We start from the raw sequence: 17,755 nt of genomic DNA on the forward strand, positions 1-17,755 counted from the left end.
GACATTTTGAAAGTAATTTTAGAATTAATTCGAATTTTAGTGATATCATTCATTCTCGGAAGTATAATGAGTGCCATGATGACTATTATTTATCGATTATTTTCTGTAGATATTACGAATACAAATGGTGTTTTTTTAGTCGGAATAGCCATTTTCATATTGCTCTTCGTATTGTATAGAAATAAACTTCAATTTTCAGGTTTTTATGATGGGGAAGGGAAAATAAAACTTTCCAAAAAGGTAAGTTGTTCTCTTATCTCCCTTTCTGTTTTCCTATTTATCATGGCGCCTTTTATTCAGTAGGTTATCGAACGTGTAAATGAATAGCACAATTTTTATTCAACAGCACTCTTTGTTAAAGAGTGCTGTTTTTTATGGTTATTTAAATAAAATGACCACAACATTTTGGATTAAATGGAGAAAATGCATCATTCTAAATAAATAATAGGCATGAAGTCTGACTGTAATATGTGACGAAATTGTGAACTGATGGGTTGCTTTTGTGAAATTTTGAACAGAAGACATTGTGAAAGATTTCATATTACGATTGAAAAAGTAATACGTGTTTTATTTCACACAATGGCATTCAACGAAATAGAGTTTTATAAAAAGTAAGGGGTTGCAAATATTATATTAATAAAATAAAAATATTGAAAAATACGTTTGAAATTGTGGTTGTGAAAAAATGAGTAAATGGCATAAATGTTGCAATAATAACGTTTTGTCAATTTGATTTGTAATTTTTCGCTATTTTTTGTTGACTCTGTTTTGTTAAAGCGATATTATTCAAAACTATATAAACCAAATTGGAATTTGGAAAGGGTGGGTATTTTGGATTTAATGAAAAAATCAATTGAAATGCACGGTCAACATAAGGGGAAAATGGAGATTGTTTCGAAAGTACCTTTGAAGGATACGTACGATTTAAGTTTAGCTTATTCACCAGGGGTTGCAGCACCATGTTTAGCAATCCAACAAGATCCGTCCACTGTATATGACTACACAATGAAAGGAAATCTTGTAGCGGTTGTAACAGATGGTACAGCAGTATTAGGATTAGGTGATATCGGACCAGAGGCTGCATTACCGGTTATGGAAGGAAAAGCATTGTTGCTAAAAAGGTTTAGTAATGTAGATGCAGTACCAATTTGCTTAAATACAAAGGATGTTGATGAAATTGTTCAAACGGTAAAATTAATTGCTCCAACTTTTGGTGCAATTAACTTAGAAGATATTTCAGCTCCTCGCTGTTTTGAAATTGAAGAACGGTTACGGAATGAATGTAATATTCCAGTATTCCATGATGATCAACACGGAACAGCAATCGTGGTAGGTGCTGGTTTGTTGAATGCAATGAAGTTAGTGGGCAAAAAAATGGATCATATGAAAATTGTCATTAATGGGGCAGGAGCTGCTGGAATTGCTATTTTACGTATTTTATTACATTTAGGATTTAACAATGTTGTTATTTGTGATACGAAGGGTATTATTTATAGTGGTCGACCAACTGGAATGAATCCAATGAAAGATAAAATTGCCCATTTAACAAATCCTGAAAATTTACAAGGTAGTCTTAGTGATGCATTAATTGGAGCGGATGTATTTATTGGTGTTTCTGTAGCTAATTTATTGACGAAAGAGCATATACAATCAATGAAGTCTGATTCCATCGTATTTGCCTTGGCAAATCCAAATCCAGAAATCACCTATGAAAATGCAAAGGCTTGGGGGGTTCGTGTTATTGGAACAGGACGTTCAGATTATCCAAATCAAGTAAATAATATGTTAGCTTTCCCAGGAATATTTAGAGGTGCTTTAGATGTAAGAGCTACGGCGATTAATGAAGAAATGAAGTTAGCTGCAGTAGAAGCAATTGCTTCATTAGTATCAGATGAAGAGTTAAGTGAAGACTTTATTATTCCAAAATCGATGGATGAACGGGTAGCTCAAGTGGTAGCAAAAGCGGTTGGAAAAACAGCTATTCAAACCGGTGTATCTATTTTATATAAACAGTCATTAAATAGCGAATTAGTAATTTAAAAAAAGGGCTACATGATCTATTTTTTCAAATAGATCAGTGTAGTCCTTTTCCTCTTATGCCTTTGTTTCTTCTACTATTTCATTTGTTAATTGTTCAAGCTGGTCTATTAAAGAACCGATAAATGCGATTGTATCTTTTAATGGTTGATCTGTCGTAATATCGACTCCTGCCATTTTAGCAAGTTCTACTGGAGTTTTTGTTCCACCAGTTTTCAATACATTGATCCAATCTTGTACAGCTGTCTCTCCTTCTTGAAGAATGCGCTGAGAAACTTGAGTAGCGATAGTTAGTCCAGCTGAGTAAGTGTATGGATATAAGCCCATATAATAATGTGGTTGGCGCATCCAAGTAAGCTCTGCACCTTCAGTAATTTCAACAGCGTCTCCCCAGAAATCTTCTAATACGTTGCGTTTAATTTGATTTAAAATCGATGCATTTACACTACCACCTTCATCGATGATTTCGTAAACTTTACGTTGGTAAGCAGCCTCAAGTAAATGGGTAACGAAATTATGATAGTAAGTACGGGCAATAATTGTTGAAATAACCCAACGTTTAAAGCGAGGATCATTTGAATTTGCAAGTAAATGATTGGCCATTAACATTTCATTCATTGTAGATGGTGCTTCGATAAAGTATAAAGATGGTCTTGAATTGAAAATGTTTTGTTCGCCATGGGCTAAATAGAAATGGCCCGCATGACCTAATTCGTGGGCTAAGACAAACACTTCGTTCATACGGCTCGTCCATGAAATTAAAATGTATGGATGATACCCATATGGGCTTGAACAGAAGGCACCCGTTGACTTTCCTTGATTTTGAGCAAAGTCAATCCAACGCTCATCAAAGGCACGGTTTAACATGTTTTGATAATCTTCCCCCATAACGGCTAAACCGTCGAGCATATATTGGCGCGATTCTTCAATTGAAATTTTTGGTTCATATGTCGGGTCTAAAGAAATTTTTAAATCTGCAAACGTCATTTTCTCTAATCCATGTACTTTTTGTAATAGCTTTGCATAACGACGCATATGTGGAGCTAACTCTGTTGTAATTAAATCAATTTGGCGATTATAAAGTTCGCGGTCAACCTTTTGATCAAAAAGGAGGGCATCAAAAACGGAATCGAAACCACGCAAATCAGCATCTGTTTTTTCAATTTTTAAATGGTTGTCATACGTTTTAGCTGTCGTATGTTGATAATCACGTAACTTAGTAGAGAAGGCTTCAAATGCAGCGCGGCGAATGGCTGTATCACTTTCTAATTCCCAATCTCCTTCAAAGGAATTGTAGCTAAGTGGATAACTTTCCCCATTTACTTCGAAATTATCAAACTTCATATCTACTAATTTCGTCGTATTATATAGTTCATAAGGTCCGTCAAAGGTAGAACCGAAAGCCGCTAAAGCTTTTTCTGCTTCTGGATGCAATTGATAAGGTTTTTGACGTAACACGTCATCAATGTAATGTTCAAATTGAGGTGCTAACTTTTTAGCCTCCATTAAAACGTCTTCATTCAATTGAAGAAGTTCACTTGTAATGAAAGAAAGTTGAGCGCGAACTTTTGAATAATTTTGCCCTACTTTAGCTGAACGCATTTGTGCTTCATCATTTGTTTGATCTTCACTTAATGAAAGACTTGCATAGGTTGAAATAGGGACCATTTTTTCATATAAATTTTGGTAAGCTGTTAGAACTAAGGTAACTTTTTTTGCACTATCGATTTTCCCTTTAAATTCTTCTTCAATTTGATTGGATACTTTTAGAACGTTTTTCATTGCTTCTTCAAAGGCTTGTTCTGTTTCGAAAAGATGGGATAGATCCCAAGTTTCTTCTAATTTAACTTCGCTTCTTTTTAACATTCCTTTTCCTCCCTTATTCCGGTAGTCGAAATAAATTGTACCATAAACTTTTCAATATGAATATCTATTGAGCGAAAATTCGAACATTTAATTTGTTAATTTAGATAGAATATAATGTAAGGAATCAATGTAAAATGATTTATTATAGGAGGGGATTAGAGATTTTACAATTACTAATTGATGCTGATGCATGTCCAGTTATTGATTTAGCGCTAACTGTCGCATCTCAATACGATATTAAACCGATTTTATTCTGTGATACTTCCCATCGGATTGAAAGGGAAAATGCGATGACAATTATAGTACCAAAAGGACCGGATTCCGTAGACTTTAAATTGGTAAACGCAATCAATAAACATGATATTGTTATTACTCAAGACTATGGCCTTGCAGCAATGTGTATAGCTAAGGGTGCCTTTGTTGTTGATCAAAACGGTCGAGAAATGACGTCAGAAAATATTGATCAGTTGCTTGCTATCCGTTATGAAAATGCAAAATTAAGGCGTGCAGGTGGAAGAACAAAAGGACCGAAAAAAAGGACAGAACAAAATAATTTAAACTTTAAAAATTCCTTTCAACGAATATGTGAAAAAGCTGTATTAGTAAAGGGGGAAGGAAATCGGTGAGGGAAAATAAACAAATAAATCAATTATATCAACAACATCCTTTACTGAAGAAAATCGCTTCTCTGAAAAAGGTTTTGTGGCTTAATCCGTTTGAAGCCCGTGATAAAAAAGTAGAATCTTTTTCTTTTCATAAAGTATTAGATGCAGAACAAAGGCTTAAACGCTTTTCGTCTTATTTAAAAATAGCCTTTCCTGAAACTGAATACTGTAACGGTATTATTGAATCGGATATTAAAAACATATCGAATTTTAGACATTGGTTACAAAAGAGTGGTGATGTTAGCATACAGGGGAAACTATTGTTAAAGTGTGACCATGCCTTACCTATTTCTGGCTCGATTAAAGCGAGAGGTGGTATTTACGAAGTATTAAAATTTGCCGAACAACTTGCTTTAGAAAATCAAATGATTCGTCTAGAAGATGATTATTCCATTTTTCATTCTGAATCTTTCCGAACATTTTTTAACCAGTATAAAATCGCAGTCGGTTCAACTGGGAACTTAGGGTTAAGCATCGGTATTATAGGAGCGAAGCTAGGCTTCCAAGTAACCGTACATATGTCTGCTGATGCGAAGGAATGGAAAAAACAATTACTTCGTCAAAAAGGTGTAGAAGTCATTGAATATATGTCTGATTATAGTAAAGCAGTGGAACAAGGTAGAAAACAAGCAGAGCTAGATCTAAAGTGTCATTTTATCGACGATGAAAATTCACAGGATTTATTTGCTGGTTATGCCGTTGCAGCCTTAAGGTTAGAAAAACAATTAGCGGATGCTAATATTAAAGTCGATGCAAATCATCCCCTATTTGTTTATATACCTTGTGGAGTAGGGGGAGGTCCTGGTGGAGTTGCCTATGGATTAAAGCAACTTTATGGGGAACATGTACATATATTTTTTGGTGAACCACTGCAATCTCCTTGTATGTTAATCGGTATGATGACAGGTTTACATGATGAAATCTCTGTTGTTGACATTGGTCTAACGAATAAAACCGAAGCAGATGGATTAGCAGTAGGAAGGGCTTCGAAATTTGTTGGGAAAGTAATGGAGCCAATCATTAGCGGTTGCTATACTGTGGATGAATCTTTCTTATTTCAAAGCTTACGACGGTTAAATGAAATGGAACAAATTTTTGCAGAACCTTCTGCCCATGCAGGGATTTACGGTCCCATCGCCTTATTTAAAAATGGGCAGCAATATATCGAACGTAATCAATTATCCGATAAAATGGAACAAGCGACCCATCTTATTTGGTCAACTGGTGGTAATATGGTGCCGATAGATCAAAGACAACAATATTTACAAAACAGCAATTAAAAAAATGCCCTAAACGTTTACGTCTAGGGCATTTTAATTAGTCAGCTTGAACTTCTTTTACAGTTCGTTCTACTTCTTCTCTTGTCATTTTTTCTTGGCCATTTTTCATTGCCTTTAACGTTTTATGGGCTAATGCAAGGGGCAGTCGGCAGAACAAAAGAATAGATCGTTTATGAATATCTTTCATATATAAATCGGCTTTTTCTAAATTTTCTTCAGCATATGCAAATAAATCATTACGTGTCCAACCTTCTGGAACGAAGCTTACACCCCGCTCTTCCATATCTTCCTGTTGGTTACGTAAAATGTTTACTAATTGTAGACCGCGACCGTATCCAATAGCTAATTCCCGATCCGTTTTTATCCCTGCATTCCATTCCCAAAGTTCTGAAAGCATGACGCCTACTAGTCCAGCTACATAATATGTATATTCATCTAAGTCTTCTTTCGTACGAACTTGGAAATTAGATTTAGACCATTTCCCCATGCCATCTGCCATTTCACTCGTTGCATCTTTTACGATTTGTTCAGCTCCTGCGGGAATTAAACGAATCCAATCGGCAAGTCGTAAAGTAACCTCGGGCATAAAATCTTTTACAGGACGAAGAATTTCTAAATATTTTTCCTCATTAAAAGTTTTCTCTTTTAACAAGACACTAACATCTGCCAACATGGCGTATTTTAATTCGTTTGATACTTCTGCATGTTCATTATCTTCAATTTCATCGATTGCACGCATCATTAAATAAGCAGTAGCAACAGCCGTTTTCAACTCTTTTTGTAAAAATGTAATTGGAATATAAAAAGTCCGACTCGTTTCCTTTAATACTCGCATTGCATCTTTTAGGAGTTCTTTGTCATTCATTCACATGTTCCTCCGTTCATCACATACATCTATATTATGTTACATTAAATTTCTTCAATTGAAAAATAGAAACTCTAATTTTTTACATGAAATTAATTTTGTATGATAACGTTTCTCCAATTAAAAGTTATTATATTCTACTTTTATAGGTGTTATAATGTCTTTGTGACATTGTTATGTCAGTATTATAAAATTTCGTTACAATAAATAATAGAAATTACAAGAGAGAAGCAATATTAATATTGAAATAGATAATGGGATTTTAAATATATCAATATAGTATAACATCGTTATTTATCTTTCCATATGTGCTCAATTGTGTTTCTCTAACAGTTAAAGGTGGAATGATGGTGCGTAAAAATACTTACATTTTTGTCGATGTAGAGGCTACATTAATCCGTGGCAAACAACACATTATTGAAATCGGTGCAATTAAATGGTTGCCAGATGGAACGATTGAACGTTTTTCGCAGCTAATTCAACCGTATAAATTTAAAAAGTTAAACTCCCATATTCAAAAACTAACAGGCATTACGACGGGACAAATATTAAATGCTCCCTCATTTAAAAAGGTCATGCCTAAATTCATCCAGTGGTGTGAAGGAAATTCGGTTATCGTAACCTTCGGTGAATTTGATCGAAAAGTTTTAGAGGAGGAGCTAATACGAAATCATATGGATGTTCGTTTTTTATATCCAATTGTTGATTTTCAACAAAAATATATGATTGAATTTCAACTGAAGGAGCAACCAAGTCTTAAAAAATTATTAGAGACATATGACATCACTTCAGATATAAACCATCGTGCTTTAGCTGATGCGATTAGTTTATTTCAAGTTTTTAAAGAGGTAAATGGTGAAGAACTAATTGAAAAACATAAAACCGATGAGTTTGGTTTAATATTAAGTGAATTTCGACAACAGGAAGAAATGTATGAACTTTATCTTTCATATATCTCAGGTCGAGTATGGCCAACTTTTATAGATGTGCAATCTGTTAAAACAATTCATAAACAACTATTTTTTGATATAAAAGAAGAACGAAGGGAATTGGAAGACGGGGAAATCGAAACGATTCATCGTACAATTATCCAACCAAATGCTGAGGTCGAAACTTTTTTAAAAATGGTTATGGAAGATATACAGGATAAAGTATTAATTACTCGCAGTGGTTTAAAACAACTAGGGAAAATTAATCGGCTACATCATGCTGTATTTCCAAAAACAGAAGTTATGACGTTACAACATTTACTTCAAAAAGAAGAGGCTGTAAATGAATTTACGATTAGTCAGTTAACGGTTACAACTTATGAAATGAAACTTCAACAGTTGATAGGGAAATATGAAAAAGAAATTATAGCAGAATTTGAGAAAAGAAATTTATTTGTAAAAGAAAAAGTGGATATATAAACTAGTGCCTAGAGGTTTTTTCTTAAAAATCCAATTTTGTAAAATCATTGAATTGAAATAAGATAAAATCATTGCACAATAGTAATAAGACAGTTAAAGTTTAAAAAGGGAGAAAATAAAGGAGAACTTTTATGCAAAATGTAATTGGTATTGATGCAGGGGGAACTTTAACAAAATTAGCTTATATTAATGAGCAAAATGAAATGGATTTTGAAATATTTCCGTCCAATGATTTTTCAAAAGTAAAAAATTGGCTTGAAAATCATCCTCATATAGAAGAAATTGGGTTAACGGGTGGCCGTACAAAACAATTATTGAACGTGTTAAAAACAATGAAATCCATTCAATATTTAGTTGAGTTTGAAGCTACTTTCAAAGGTGTTAAATATTTATTAAATAAAAATGGGTATGACATTGAAAATGCCATTATTTCAAACATTGGCACAGGTACTTCTATTCACTATATGGAAGGTTATAGCCATATTCGAGTCGGAGGTACGGGCATTGGTGGAGGTACATTAACGGGCCTTTCAACGATTATGACCGGTGTTTCGGATTTCAATGAAATTACTTCAAATGCAGCTTTAGGTAGTCGGGAAAATATTGATTTGTTTGTAAAAGATATTTTCCAAGGAATGGAGCCCCCTATTGAAGGACATTTAACAGCAAGTAATTTTGGGAATGTTAGTATTTTAAAAGATACGAAATATGAAACAAATGACTTATTAGCGACTATTCAAGGGTTAGTCGGAGAAGTGATTACGACGTTGAGCATTCAATTTGCTGAAGAGAAAAAAGCAAATGAAATTATTTATATCGGGTCAACTTTAACGAATAATGATCATTTAAAAGAAGTTATTTCCAACTATACAATATTGAAAAAACATAAACCTGTTTTTTTAGATGATTGTGGTTTTACAGGTGCTATTGGTGCTTTATTAAACAAAGTAGAACAGTCCCATATTACACAACCTTAATTGAAAAGGCTTTTAAGCAACTTTTACTTGCTTGAAAGCCTTTTAACCTGTTCATTTTAGCTTGATTTGCATAGCATATACAAAAAACAGTTTTTCATGAATCGTTTATTGAAGGTGGAAAATTGAACATAATAAGATGACAATTATTTTGCCTTTAAAATGGCTTCGCGGGCTAAAGCATCTGCTGCTTTATTTTCGTTATCTGGAATCCATTTGATAAAAAATAAGTCAAATTGTTCTGATAGCTGAAGGGATTTTTCTAAAAATGGTTTATATTGCTCATTTTTCACATATTGTTTTTCAATAGAAGATACAACAATTTTTGAATCGGACCGAACGGAAATAAAGGAAGAACCTAATTTCAATGCTTCTTCTAACCCACGTTGTAAGGCAGTAAATTCAGCAATGTGATTATTTGTTTCACCGATGTATTCACTTATTTTAATGTGATGACCTTCACCTTTTATAAAGATGCCAATGCCACTTGGTCCCGGATTTCCAGCACTAGCACCGTCGATATAAACTTCTAACAAACTATCCCTACTTTTTCATCATTATTTTGAACATATTATAACTTACTTTTAGGGAATTTTAAAAAATTATTAGTAATGATGAAAGTAGCCTTCACTTTGACAAATGAAAAATGATAGTAGTAAAATAGGAAAACGTTGTGTAAAGGGGGAGTATTGTGAATAAAAATACTGTAATAAAAGATATTGATGAATTAACCGATACTTATTGCAACGATTGTCCAATTAAACGGGATTTACGCAATAAGAGGGGAAAATCAGGTGCACATCGTTTTTGTATTGAACAATGTTCTGTTGGGGAACAATTACAATTTTTAGGGAATGAATTAATGAAAATTTATGAGAAGAAGTAAAGTTGGGGAACAATAATGAAACTTTCTTTTCATTTATATACATGTAAATAAATTTTTCAATTAGAGGTCGTCTCCGAAAATTGGTGACGATTTTTTGTTGATGGTTGGGATCGAGATACAAAAAAGTCCTATAGGTTTCTATCCATCCTATAGGACCAATTCGTCTCGAATTAAATGAGCACTGTATTATATTCAAGAAGTTCTTGATAATATTTATTTAATGAAGAGGAAGATACGCCGAAGTATTCAGCAATTTCTTTTATCGTAAATGTTGTGCCATGGAAAAGATCCTTTTCTTGTCCGAAGCGAATAGCACCCGCTGCAATTGCCGCAGCTTTTCTAGCTTTTGGTTTTTTAACAACTAAATAATCCTCCAATTGTTCTAATAATTGGTTCGCTTCAATTTGACGTTCCTCTAAAAATTGTTTCGCTTGTTCCACGACTTCGATTTCGAAAGAAGTATATTCTTCGCCGCTATACCCTGAAGCAACGAGATTCGTCCAAAATTGTAGATGGTTATTTTGTAAAAATTGCTCAACTGTTCCGTTCGATTGATCATATGTTTTTGCAAAGCTTTCAAAGGCTTGTTTATAATTTGTTGGGAAGAAAATCAATGTCGACACCGCTAAGTAATGGTTCTCTTTTTTTGAACCATCTGGTAGTAAAAAGGCGAAAACTTGCATTCCTTCCGGTATAACGCGGTTTGATTCACGACGAATAAAAATAGGTTCATTTGTAATCGATCCTACCGCTTTAAAATATCGTTCCTCTACAGCTTCTACTTCTCCGATAAACATTTTCGGCTGTTGCCATTGATTCAATAACTCCACAATCGCTGGACGAATCGTTTTCTTCATCGTACGTTTAATATAATTTGTCCAAATATCTAATCGTTTATGGAAGAAAAAGTCGTCAAGGGCGACCGCTTCGATTAACTCACGCTGTAGGTGGGTTTCTAATTGGGGCGACCATTCTTTTACAATATCTAAGTAATCTTTTACATCTTTTCTTTCGGGATATATGTTATAAAAAGTTTGAAGAACTTGTTCTATTTCTTCTAAAAACACTTGTTCGGTAGTAACTTGTTCTTTACCTTCACAACACTTTTTGTATTTTTTTCCACTTCCACATGGACATGGGTCGTTACGTCCTACCATACGAACACTTCCTTTTCTTAAAATCTAGTTGAATAGTTACATGGTTTAGTAATTTTATATTTATTACTATGCATTCATAATAATATCGAAAATTACTATCCGATGAAAAATGAAAGTTTATTTTAAACTATTTGAAATATCGGACTTATTATTATTTATATGTTTTATATGGAAAAAATAGAATTAAAATCTATTAAATTGAATCAAATAATAGATTTTCTTTGTGTTTATTAATATAAACCCGAAATATATCTTATAGGCAACGATTCATATATAATGGCAATATAGTAAATGATAAAATCAATATAATAACTACAATAAAATTAGGTGATACGGTTGAAAACATTACAAGGTAAGAAAGTGTTAATTACAAGTGGTGGTACATTAGAAAAATGGGATCGGGTGCGTGGACATACAAATTTATCCAAAGGAACGATGGGTTGTTTTCTTGCAGAAGAAGCTTTAGCGGCAGGGGCAGAAGTTATTTATATGCACGGCTATTTTGCTAATCTCCCCCAACATGTATCGGAAATGAGAACAGTTTTATTTAAAGGGATAGAAGATTTAGCTGAAAAAATAAAATCAATTGTTCAAGGGGAAGTCATTGATTTCGTTATTATGGCTGCTGCTGGTTCCGATTGGGTAATCGATAAAGTATATGACCAATCCGGCAATTTGTTAGAAGAAAAGGGGAAAATGCCCTCAGATGAACCACCAATTATTCATTTTAAAAAAGCACCAAAAGTATTAGGTCAAATTAAAGGTTGGTCGCCGAACACAACATTAATTGGTTTTAAATTAGAGGCAACGGATGATGTTGATTATTTAATCGAGCGAGCTAAGTTAAGAATGGAATCTTCCAATGCAGAATATATGGTTGCCAACAGTTCTAACTCTCTTTATGGAGTAGAAGAACCCCACTTTATCATCTCAAAAGAGGGGGAAGTATTAAAAGTTGAGGGAAAAGAAAAAACAGCTAAAAAGCTAATTGAATTATTAGCGGACAATTAACTTTTATAGACTAGTATTTCTAGTCTATTTTATCATTTGATTTCAGAAATTTCTGTGTATATTCTAAAATAAAATCTTTGAAAGGACGGATACAATGTCATTACAAAGCGTAAAAGAACATTTAGAGAAATTTCATCGTGCACAAGATATTTTAGTATTTGATAAAATTAGTGCGACGGTGGAACAGGCTGCCGAAGCATTAAATGTTCATCCTGCCAGAATCGCCAAAACATTATCTTTTAAAGATAAAGAGGGAAATGGCTTATTAATTGTTACTGCAGGCGATGCGAAGATTGATAATCAAAAATTTCGGAATCAATTTAATATGAAGGCTAAAATGTTGAATGCCGATGAAGTAGAGGAGCAAACGGGACATCCGGTTGGCGGTGTATGTCCTTTTGGATTGGCTAAGGATTTGAAAGTGTATTTAGATCAATCTTTACAACGATTTTCTACGGTTTTCCCAGCATGTGGTCATGATCATTCCGCAATCGAGTTAACTTGCCATGAATTAGAAGAATATTCGAGCGCTATTGCTTGGGTAGATGTAAGTAAAGGGTGGGATCAAGACGTAAGTGAGGCCGGTACTGAGGAAAAGACGTCAATTTCATTTTATTGATATGGAAAGGAGTTCGTTATGTACTTATTAGATCATATTGTACATTTTGTAGAAAAACCTGAACATCTTATCGATCAAACGAAGGAAATCGGGCTTTATACAGTTAATGGCGGTAAACATGAAATGTGGGGAACTTATAACACGTTATGTTACTTTGGGTTAACGTACATAGAATTCATCGGGATCTTTAATAACGAGTTATTTGAGAGGGCGGCGAAAGAACCTTACACATTACATGAAACTTATAAAAAGAGTAATAGGAGCAATGGCTTCACACGTATGGCGCTACGAACAAATTCCATTGAAGAAGACGCTCTTCGGTTAAGACAAGTAGGGTTAGTCGTTTATGGACCGGAAACCTTCTCAAGGACACGTCCTGATGGTTCGGTTTTAACTTGGAAACTATTACATATAGGTGAAGAAAACACGAAAGTAGAATGGCCGTTTTTAATCCAATGGGAAGAAACGGATGAGGCTCGTTTGGATGATTTAGTTAAAAGGGGTACTATCGGAAACCACCCTTTAGGCGATCTTCGCATATCAGAAGTAGTCTATCAGGTGGAAGATTTACAAATCCCACAAAAATGGGCGGACGTTTTCGGATTTGCTATCGAAAAAAATGATTCATGCATTACATTACGAACGTCTAATTGTAACTTTACTTTTTATGGAAACCTCCAGGAAGAAGGGGAACGCAACAATATTGATCAAGTTGTCATTTCAGGTGCTATAGAAGAAAAGATGGTTCAATTAGAGTGCGGGTTGTACAAATTTACGAAGTGAGTATGAGGGCTTCACTTATAGCAGGTGTTTATTAAAAGGGGTTATGTGTCATGATTAACGCTATTTTTTTGTTTATTTGCATGGTTTTTGTTACGTTTATCGTAGTAATTTTTACTTTATTATCAGGTGAAATATATTATATAGGATTGATTGTTGTTGTTGCTTGTATACTTTACTTACTGTTTGTTTTTTTAATGTCTCATTTTTTTAAGACGAAAAAAAGGAAAAGGGTATTTATATCGATTTCAATAATCGCTATTATCATTGCATCTATTCAACCAATCTACCGTGCATATGATAGTTCAAAAATCATTGGAAATATGGAAGTTGATATCTATCAATATATACCGTTCTCTGAAAACGGAAGAATAGCAACGTTAGAGGAAGAATCATCTTTCAAAGTAACAGATGACTTACCGAAAATTGATGGAGCTACTGCTCTTTATCCTTTGTATTCTGCCTTCGTACAAGCTACATTTCCTAAAAAAGACTATGACCCTTATTTCAGTGAAGTGATGGTCAATCAAACCCCTAATGCTTACGAGAAATTATTTAATGGAGAAGTAGACATGATTTTTGTCGCTGCTCCATCTGATTCCCAGAAAAAAGTAGCGAAGAATAAGGGACTTGAACTTGAAATGACGCCAATTGGTCGCGAAGCGTTTGTGTTTTTTGTGAATCAAAAGAATCAAATCAACGGATTGTCTATAGATCAAATAAAAGATATTTATTCGGGTAAAGTGAAAAATTGGGAAGATGTTGGAGGAAAGAATGATTCGATACGAGCATTTCAACGTCCTGAAGATAGTGGTTCCCAATCGGCGTTGCAACGTTTAATGGGTGATAAGGCCATTATGGAGGCACCAACAGAAAATGTTGCTTCTGGCATGGGAGACATTATTGAAGAGGTTGCTAACTATAGAAATTATGATAATGCAATTGGCTATACTTTCCGTTTTTATGTGAAGGAAATGGTTAAGAATGACCAAATTAAATTGTTAGAAATTGATGGCATAGCACCGACAAAAGAAACGATTCAAAATGGAACTTATCCCCTTTCAACAGAATTTTATATTGTAACAGCTGGTACTGATAATCCAAATGTAGAACCATTTATTGAATGGATTTTATCCTCACAGGGACAAGAAATTTTAGAAAAAACTGGGTTTGTGCCTGTACGTTAAAGTGAAGCGTAGAGTTGAATTAAAATAAAATTGGTGAGAAGAGCATGGGTATCCATGCTCTTTTACTAATTAAAAATTCAATTGATAAATTTTGCTTGGCCGTCCTTTTGCTTTTGTAACTTTATTTGTTATGGAAGTCGCATAGTTCGTTTCTTCTAGTCGTTTTAACAATCGATTGGCAGTGCGAATGGAAACAGATAAATGGATACTCAAATCTTCAGCTGTTATCGCCTCGCGTTTCAGCTTGTAAACTAAACTATAAATTTTTTGTAAATGGAGAAGGGATATATTCGTATCTTCCGCAATTTTTACTAATTTTTCGTTATCAAAATCGTTCATCGTAGCAGTAGCGTTGCCATCCAGTGGTCCGATTAGTTGATTTTCTTTCGTTAAAATATAAGCCTCTGTAAGTGAACCAGTACAATAGGTTGCTGCCTTCTCTGCTTGTATTCTTGCCTCTTGTAATGTTTTACCGATTCCCCAACCAATTTTTACTTTGAAGGACAATTGATTTCTTAAAAACTCAACAAGGGAACACATTTCTTGATGATTTGTTATCAATAAAAAGTCTTTGTAGTTCGTTATTAATTCGTAGTGGATAGCACTTCTATATGTAATTAATGAAATTCCTAATTTTCGATTAAAGTCTAAAATCGCTTTGTAAAGAGCAATTTGCCTGTATTCAATTTCAGTAGGATCATTTTGAGACATGGAAAATTCTAAAAATCCTGCAACGACTTGACTGTTCATTAAATCTGCTACTTCTATTTCTTTTAACAATTCTAAAATGGTCGACTTCATACTTTCTAAAGTAGGTGTGACAAGAATAAGATTTATATTTTGATCATCAAAAAAGGAATGTAAATTCGTTAACCGAGTCAAAGAGAAACGAATTTTTTGTTCCTCCCAAAGTTTTGAATGGGCTTCATAGACGACATCGTACGCATTCGGATGTCCAAAAACTTCCACCGTATCCCCAAGTAAGTAGGGGAAATCTTCTGGCGATATAATTTCCTTTAATCTTAAATAATTATTCTCTTTATATAAAAAATCAATGATGCAATGTTTAAAAGAGAAATCCGGATATTTATATTGGATTTCTGCGATTTTAAAATAAAAATCTCGTTCAGAAATGTCAAAATAGGCACATGGTACTTTAGAAAAATGGTCAGGAAGGTTTCTTTGGATATGTAAGTAAGGAATTTGACCACTGAAAATAACTCCATCAAAGGTTTTCACTTTTTCTAAAAATGCCATTTCTAAATCAACTAAATTTTCATAAAAGAAGATTTGCAGATTAATATTATCAATTTGAATCGTTTCACAATTTTTTAACCATCTGTATGAATATTTAGTCGAAAAGACGCATACGTTATACATTTAATATCCTCCGTTGTCACTATTGTGGTAATTTTCAAAATATTTTAACCTAATTTAAAGACATTGTAAAAAATAGTCCAAAAATAAAAAGGGGGAAGTAAAAATATGAACAATCATCAGGAAATAGAAACTGCCAAAAATGGTGCTTTCAACAAATTTTTAAACACTGTTGAAAAAATCGGTAATAAATTACCCCATCCATTTATGCTTTTCTTCTATCTTACACTTATTCTCGTTGCAATTTCATTTATTTTAGGCGTTATGAATGCCTCTGTTATTCATCCTAATACGGGTGAAACGGTAGCGGTTAACAATTTGCTCTCAAAAGAAGGCGTTCGCTATATTTTAGGTAATACGCTAACAAACTTTACCGGTTTTGCACCATTAGGTTTAGTGTTAACAATGATGCTTGGTATTGGTTTATCTGAACGAGTAGGACTATTTTCTGCATTAATGACAAAGGCAATTATCAAAACCCCTAAACGAATCGTAACCTTTATGGTCGTATTCATCGGTATTTTAGGAAATATTGCTTCTGATGCAGCCTTTGTAGTCATTCCTCCTTTAGCTGCTTTAGTCTTTTTATCACTAGGAAGACATCCGTTAGCAGGTTTAGCAGCTGGACTAGCTGGAGCCGGAATCGGTTTTACAGCAAATATTTTAGTTGCCGGCACAGATGCTTTACTTTCGGGTATTACTACAGAAATCGCTAAGTCAATTGATAGTGAGATGGTCGTTTCACCATTAGATAACTGGTTCTTTATGAGCGCATCTACATTTTTATTAGCTTTTTTAGGTGCGATCGTTACGGATAAAATAGTGGAACCCCGTTTAGGTACATATAATGGAGAAAAGAAAGCCGATTTACATGAATTGACACCATTAGAAAACAAAGCTCTTCGTAATACAGGAATCGCTGCTTTATTATTTATCGGGTTCATATTAGTTTTAATGTTTATTCCGAATTCACCGTTATTAAACGATGACGGTACACTATTACGCTCACCATTTTTATCAGGTATAGTACCAATTCTTTTTGCATTTTTCTTAGTAACAGGTATTACATACGGTATGTCAGTTAAAAAAATTGAGAAAATAGCTGATGTTCCGAATTTAATGGCAGAGGCGATTCGCGATCTTTCAAGCTATATCGTTTTAATTTTTATGATTGGCCAATTTATCGGATATTTTAACTGGACGAATATCGCTACGTGGATGGCAGTCCATTTAGCTAACATTCTAACGGCTATTAATTTAACAAATGTCTTTGCAATCGTGTTATTCACATTGCTTGTAGCTGTATTAAGTTTATTTATTATTAGTGGATCTGCCCTATGGTCCCTTGTGGCTCCAATTTTCGTACCGACTTTTATGTTATTAGGTTATCATCCTGCCTTCGTTCAATTAGCATATCGTATTGGGGAATCATCTACAAATATGGTAACACCATTAAATCAATATTTTGCGATAATACTAGGTTTCATGCTTATTTATAACAAAAGAGCAGGAATAGGTACATTGATGTCATTGATGATTCCATACACAATTATCTTTTTAATTGCATGGATTCTTTTAATGTTAGTGTTTGTAATGTTTAATATTCCAATTGGTCCGGGTGTTCACTACTTATTAAAATAGG

Annotated in this window: 17 protein-coding genes; 12 read left to right on the forward strand and 5 right to left on the reverse strand. The window is 33.8% G+C overall.

From position 1 onward, the window contains the following. Nucleotides 1–6: 6 nt before the first annotated feature. Nucleotides 7–303: a hypothetical protein gene (locus tag MHH69_RS07240; RefSeq protein ID WP_341362012.1), complete on the forward strand. Its 297-nt coding sequence runs from the start codon at nt 7–9 to the stop codon at nt 301–303. 528 nt (nt 304–831) lie between these two features. Then, complete coding sequence (locus tag MHH69_RS07245) at nt 832–2,040, forward strand: NAD(P)-dependent malic enzyme (protein ID WP_122970949.1); 1,209 nt, start codon at nt 832–834, stop codon at nt 2,038–2,040. A gap of 54 nt (nt 2,041–2,094) precedes the next feature. Here MHH69_RS07245 and pepF read toward each other — a convergent pair whose 3' ends face one another. Further along, nucleotides 2,095–3,903, reverse strand: a complete 1,809-nt coding sequence (gene pepF / locus MHH69_RS07250) for an oligoendopeptidase F (RefSeq protein ID WP_122970950.1) — start codon at nt 3,901–3,903, stop codon at nt 2,095–2,097. A 134-nt stretch (nt 3,904–4,037) separates the two neighbouring features. On the opposite strand from pepF, the gene MHH69_RS07255 reads away from it, so the two are divergent. Both MHH69_RS07255 and MHH69_RS07260 read left to right on the forward strand, forming a co-directional pair. Beyond that, nucleotides 4,038–4,529, forward strand: coding sequence for a YaiI/YqxD family protein (locus tag MHH69_RS07255; protein ID WP_122970951.1), 492 nt, complete (start codon nt 4,038–4,040; stop codon nt 4,527–4,529). Further along, nucleotides 4,526–5,848, forward strand: a complete 1,323-nt coding sequence (locus MHH69_RS07260; protein WP_341362013.1) for a D-serine ammonia-lyase — start codon at nt 4,526–4,528, stop codon at nt 5,846–5,848. The genes MHH69_RS07255 and MHH69_RS07260 overlap by 4 nt, the downstream gene beginning before the upstream one ends. A 37-nt stretch (nt 5,849–5,885) precedes the next feature. Here MHH69_RS07260 and MHH69_RS07265 read toward each other — a convergent pair whose 3' ends face one another. Further along, on the reverse strand, nt 5,886–6,713 hold the full coding sequence (locus MHH69_RS07265; RefSeq protein ID WP_122970953.1) for a squalene/phytoene synthase family protein: 828 nt from the start codon (nt 6,711–6,713) through the stop codon (nt 5,886–5,888). Between the two features lie 350 nt (nt 6,714–7,063). Here MHH69_RS07265 and MHH69_RS07270 point away from each other — a divergent pair, with 350 nt between their 5' ends. Both MHH69_RS07270 and coaW read left to right on the forward strand, forming a co-directional pair. After that, the gene (locus MHH69_RS07270; RefSeq protein WP_421930383.1) at nt 7,064–8,122 is read left to right on the forward strand and encodes an exonuclease domain-containing protein; all 1,059 of its coding nucleotides are present in this window, start codon (nt 7,064–7,066) and stop codon (nt 8,120–8,122) included. Between the two features lie 131 nt (nt 8,123–8,253). Next, nucleotides 8,254–9,099 (forward strand): type II pantothenate kinase, encoded by an 846-nt coding sequence (coaW, locus tag MHH69_RS07275; protein ID WP_122970955.1) that lies wholly within the window; start codon nt 8,254–8,256, stop codon nt 9,097–9,099. 143 nt (nt 9,100–9,242) lie between these two features. On the opposite strand, the gene MHH69_RS07280 is transcribed toward coaW, so the two are convergent. Next, complete coding sequence (locus MHH69_RS07280; RefSeq protein ID WP_122970956.1) at nt 9,243–9,632, reverse strand: ribonuclease HI family protein; 390 nt, start codon at nt 9,630–9,632, stop codon at nt 9,243–9,245. A 155-nt stretch (nt 9,633–9,787) separates the two neighbouring features. Between MHH69_RS07280 and MHH69_RS07285 the strand changes: the two genes are divergently transcribed. After that, entirely contained in the window at nt 9,788–9,982 is a 195-nt protein-coding gene (locus MHH69_RS07285; RefSeq protein WP_122970957.1) for a zinc-finger domain-containing protein, read from the forward strand. A 170-nt stretch (nt 9,983–10,152) separates the two neighbouring features. Here the strand turns inward: MHH69_RS07285 and MHH69_RS07290 are convergent, their stop codons facing one another. Continuing rightward, nucleotides 10,153–11,139: an SEC-C metal-binding domain-containing protein gene (locus tag MHH69_RS07290; RefSeq protein ID WP_122970958.1), complete on the reverse strand. Its 987-nt coding sequence runs from the start codon at nt 11,137–11,139 to the stop codon at nt 10,153–10,155. A 336-nt stretch (nt 11,140–11,475) separates the two neighbouring features. Between MHH69_RS07290 and MHH69_RS07295 the strand changes: the two genes are divergently transcribed. The 4 genes from MHH69_RS07295 to MHH69_RS07310 all read left to right on the forward strand — a co-directional run bounded on the left by MHH69_RS07295 (nt 11,476) and on the right by MHH69_RS07310 (nt 14,736). Beyond that, entirely contained in the window at nt 11,476–12,150 is a 675-nt protein-coding gene (locus tag MHH69_RS07295) for a phosphopantothenoylcysteine decarboxylase domain-containing protein (protein WP_122970959.1), read from the forward strand. 94 nt (nt 12,151–12,244) lie between these two features. Then, nucleotides 12,245–12,769, forward strand: coding sequence for a YbaK/EbsC family protein (locus MHH69_RS07300; protein WP_122970960.1), 525 nt, complete (start codon nt 12,245–12,247; stop codon nt 12,767–12,769). Between the two features lie 18 nt (nt 12,770–12,787). After that, nucleotides 12,788–13,552: a VOC family protein gene (locus MHH69_RS07305; protein WP_341362014.1), complete on the forward strand. Its 765-nt coding sequence runs from the start codon at nt 12,788–12,790 to the stop codon at nt 13,550–13,552. Nucleotides 13,553–13,602: 50 nt separating this feature from the next. Next, nucleotides 13,603–14,736 carry a PstS family phosphate ABC transporter substrate-binding protein gene (locus MHH69_RS07310; protein WP_341362015.1) on the forward strand — a complete coding sequence of 378 codons (1,134 nt, stop codon included), beginning with the start codon at nt 13,603–13,605 and terminating at the stop codon, nt 14,734–14,736. A 69-nt stretch (nt 14,737–14,805) separates the two neighbouring features. Here the strand turns inward: MHH69_RS07310 and MHH69_RS07315 are convergent, their stop codons facing one another. Further along, nucleotides 14,806–16,116: an HTH domain-containing protein gene (locus MHH69_RS07315; protein ID WP_341362016.1), complete on the reverse strand. Its 1,311-nt coding sequence runs from the start codon at nt 16,114–16,116 to the stop codon at nt 14,806–14,808. 105 nt (nt 16,117–16,221) lie between these two features. On the opposite strand from MHH69_RS07315, the gene MHH69_RS07320 reads away from it, so the two are divergent. Continuing rightward, entirely contained in the window at nt 16,222–17,754 is a 1,533-nt protein-coding gene (locus MHH69_RS07320; RefSeq protein WP_122970963.1) for an AbgT family transporter, read from the forward strand. The last annotated feature ends 1 nt before the right edge of the window (nt 17,755 follow it).

Origin of the sequence: Ureibacillus sp. FSL E2-3493, from assembly GCF_038077515.1 — a bacterium.
GTDB classification, from domain to species: Bacteria; Bacillota; Bacilli; order Bacillales_A; family Planococcaceae; genus Ureibacillus; species Ureibacillus halotolerans.

Coding starts and splice junctions, on each gene's coding strand:
- MHH69_RS07310 (WP_341362015.1), top strand. CDS start 13,603: ATGATTAACGCTATTTTTTTGTTTATTTGCATGGTTTTTGTTACGTTT.
- MHH69_RS07305 (WP_341362014.1), top strand. CDS start 12,788: ATGTACTTATTAGATCATATTGTACATTTTGTAGAAAAACCTGAACAT.
- MHH69_RS07315 (WP_341362016.1), bottom strand. CDS start 16,116: ATGTATAACGTATGCGTCTTTTCGACTAAATATTCATACAGATGGTTA.
- MHH69_RS07265 (WP_122970953.1), bottom strand. CDS start 6,713: ATGAATGACAAAGAACTCCTAAAAGATGCAATGCGAGTATTAAAGGAA.
- MHH69_RS07290 (WP_122970958.1), bottom strand. CDS start 11,139: ATGGTAGGACGTAACGACCCATGTCCATGTGGAAGTGGAAAAAAATAC.
- pepF (WP_122970950.1), bottom strand. CDS start 3,903: ATGTTAAAAAGAAGCGAAGTTAAATTAGAAGAAACTTGGGATCTATCC.
- MHH69_RS07320 (WP_122970963.1), top strand. CDS start 16,222: ATGAACAATCATCAGGAAATAGAAACTGCCAAAAATGGTGCTTTCAAC.
- MHH69_RS07300 (WP_122970960.1), top strand. CDS start 12,245: ATGTCATTACAAAGCGTAAAAGAACATTTAGAGAAATTTCATCGTGCA.
- MHH69_RS07255 (WP_122970951.1), top strand. CDS start 4,038: ATGATTTATTATAGGAGGGGATTAGAGATTTTACAATTACTAATTGAT.
- coaW (WP_122970955.1), top strand. CDS start 8,254: ATGCAAAATGTAATTGGTATTGATGCAGGGGGAACTTTAACAAAATTA.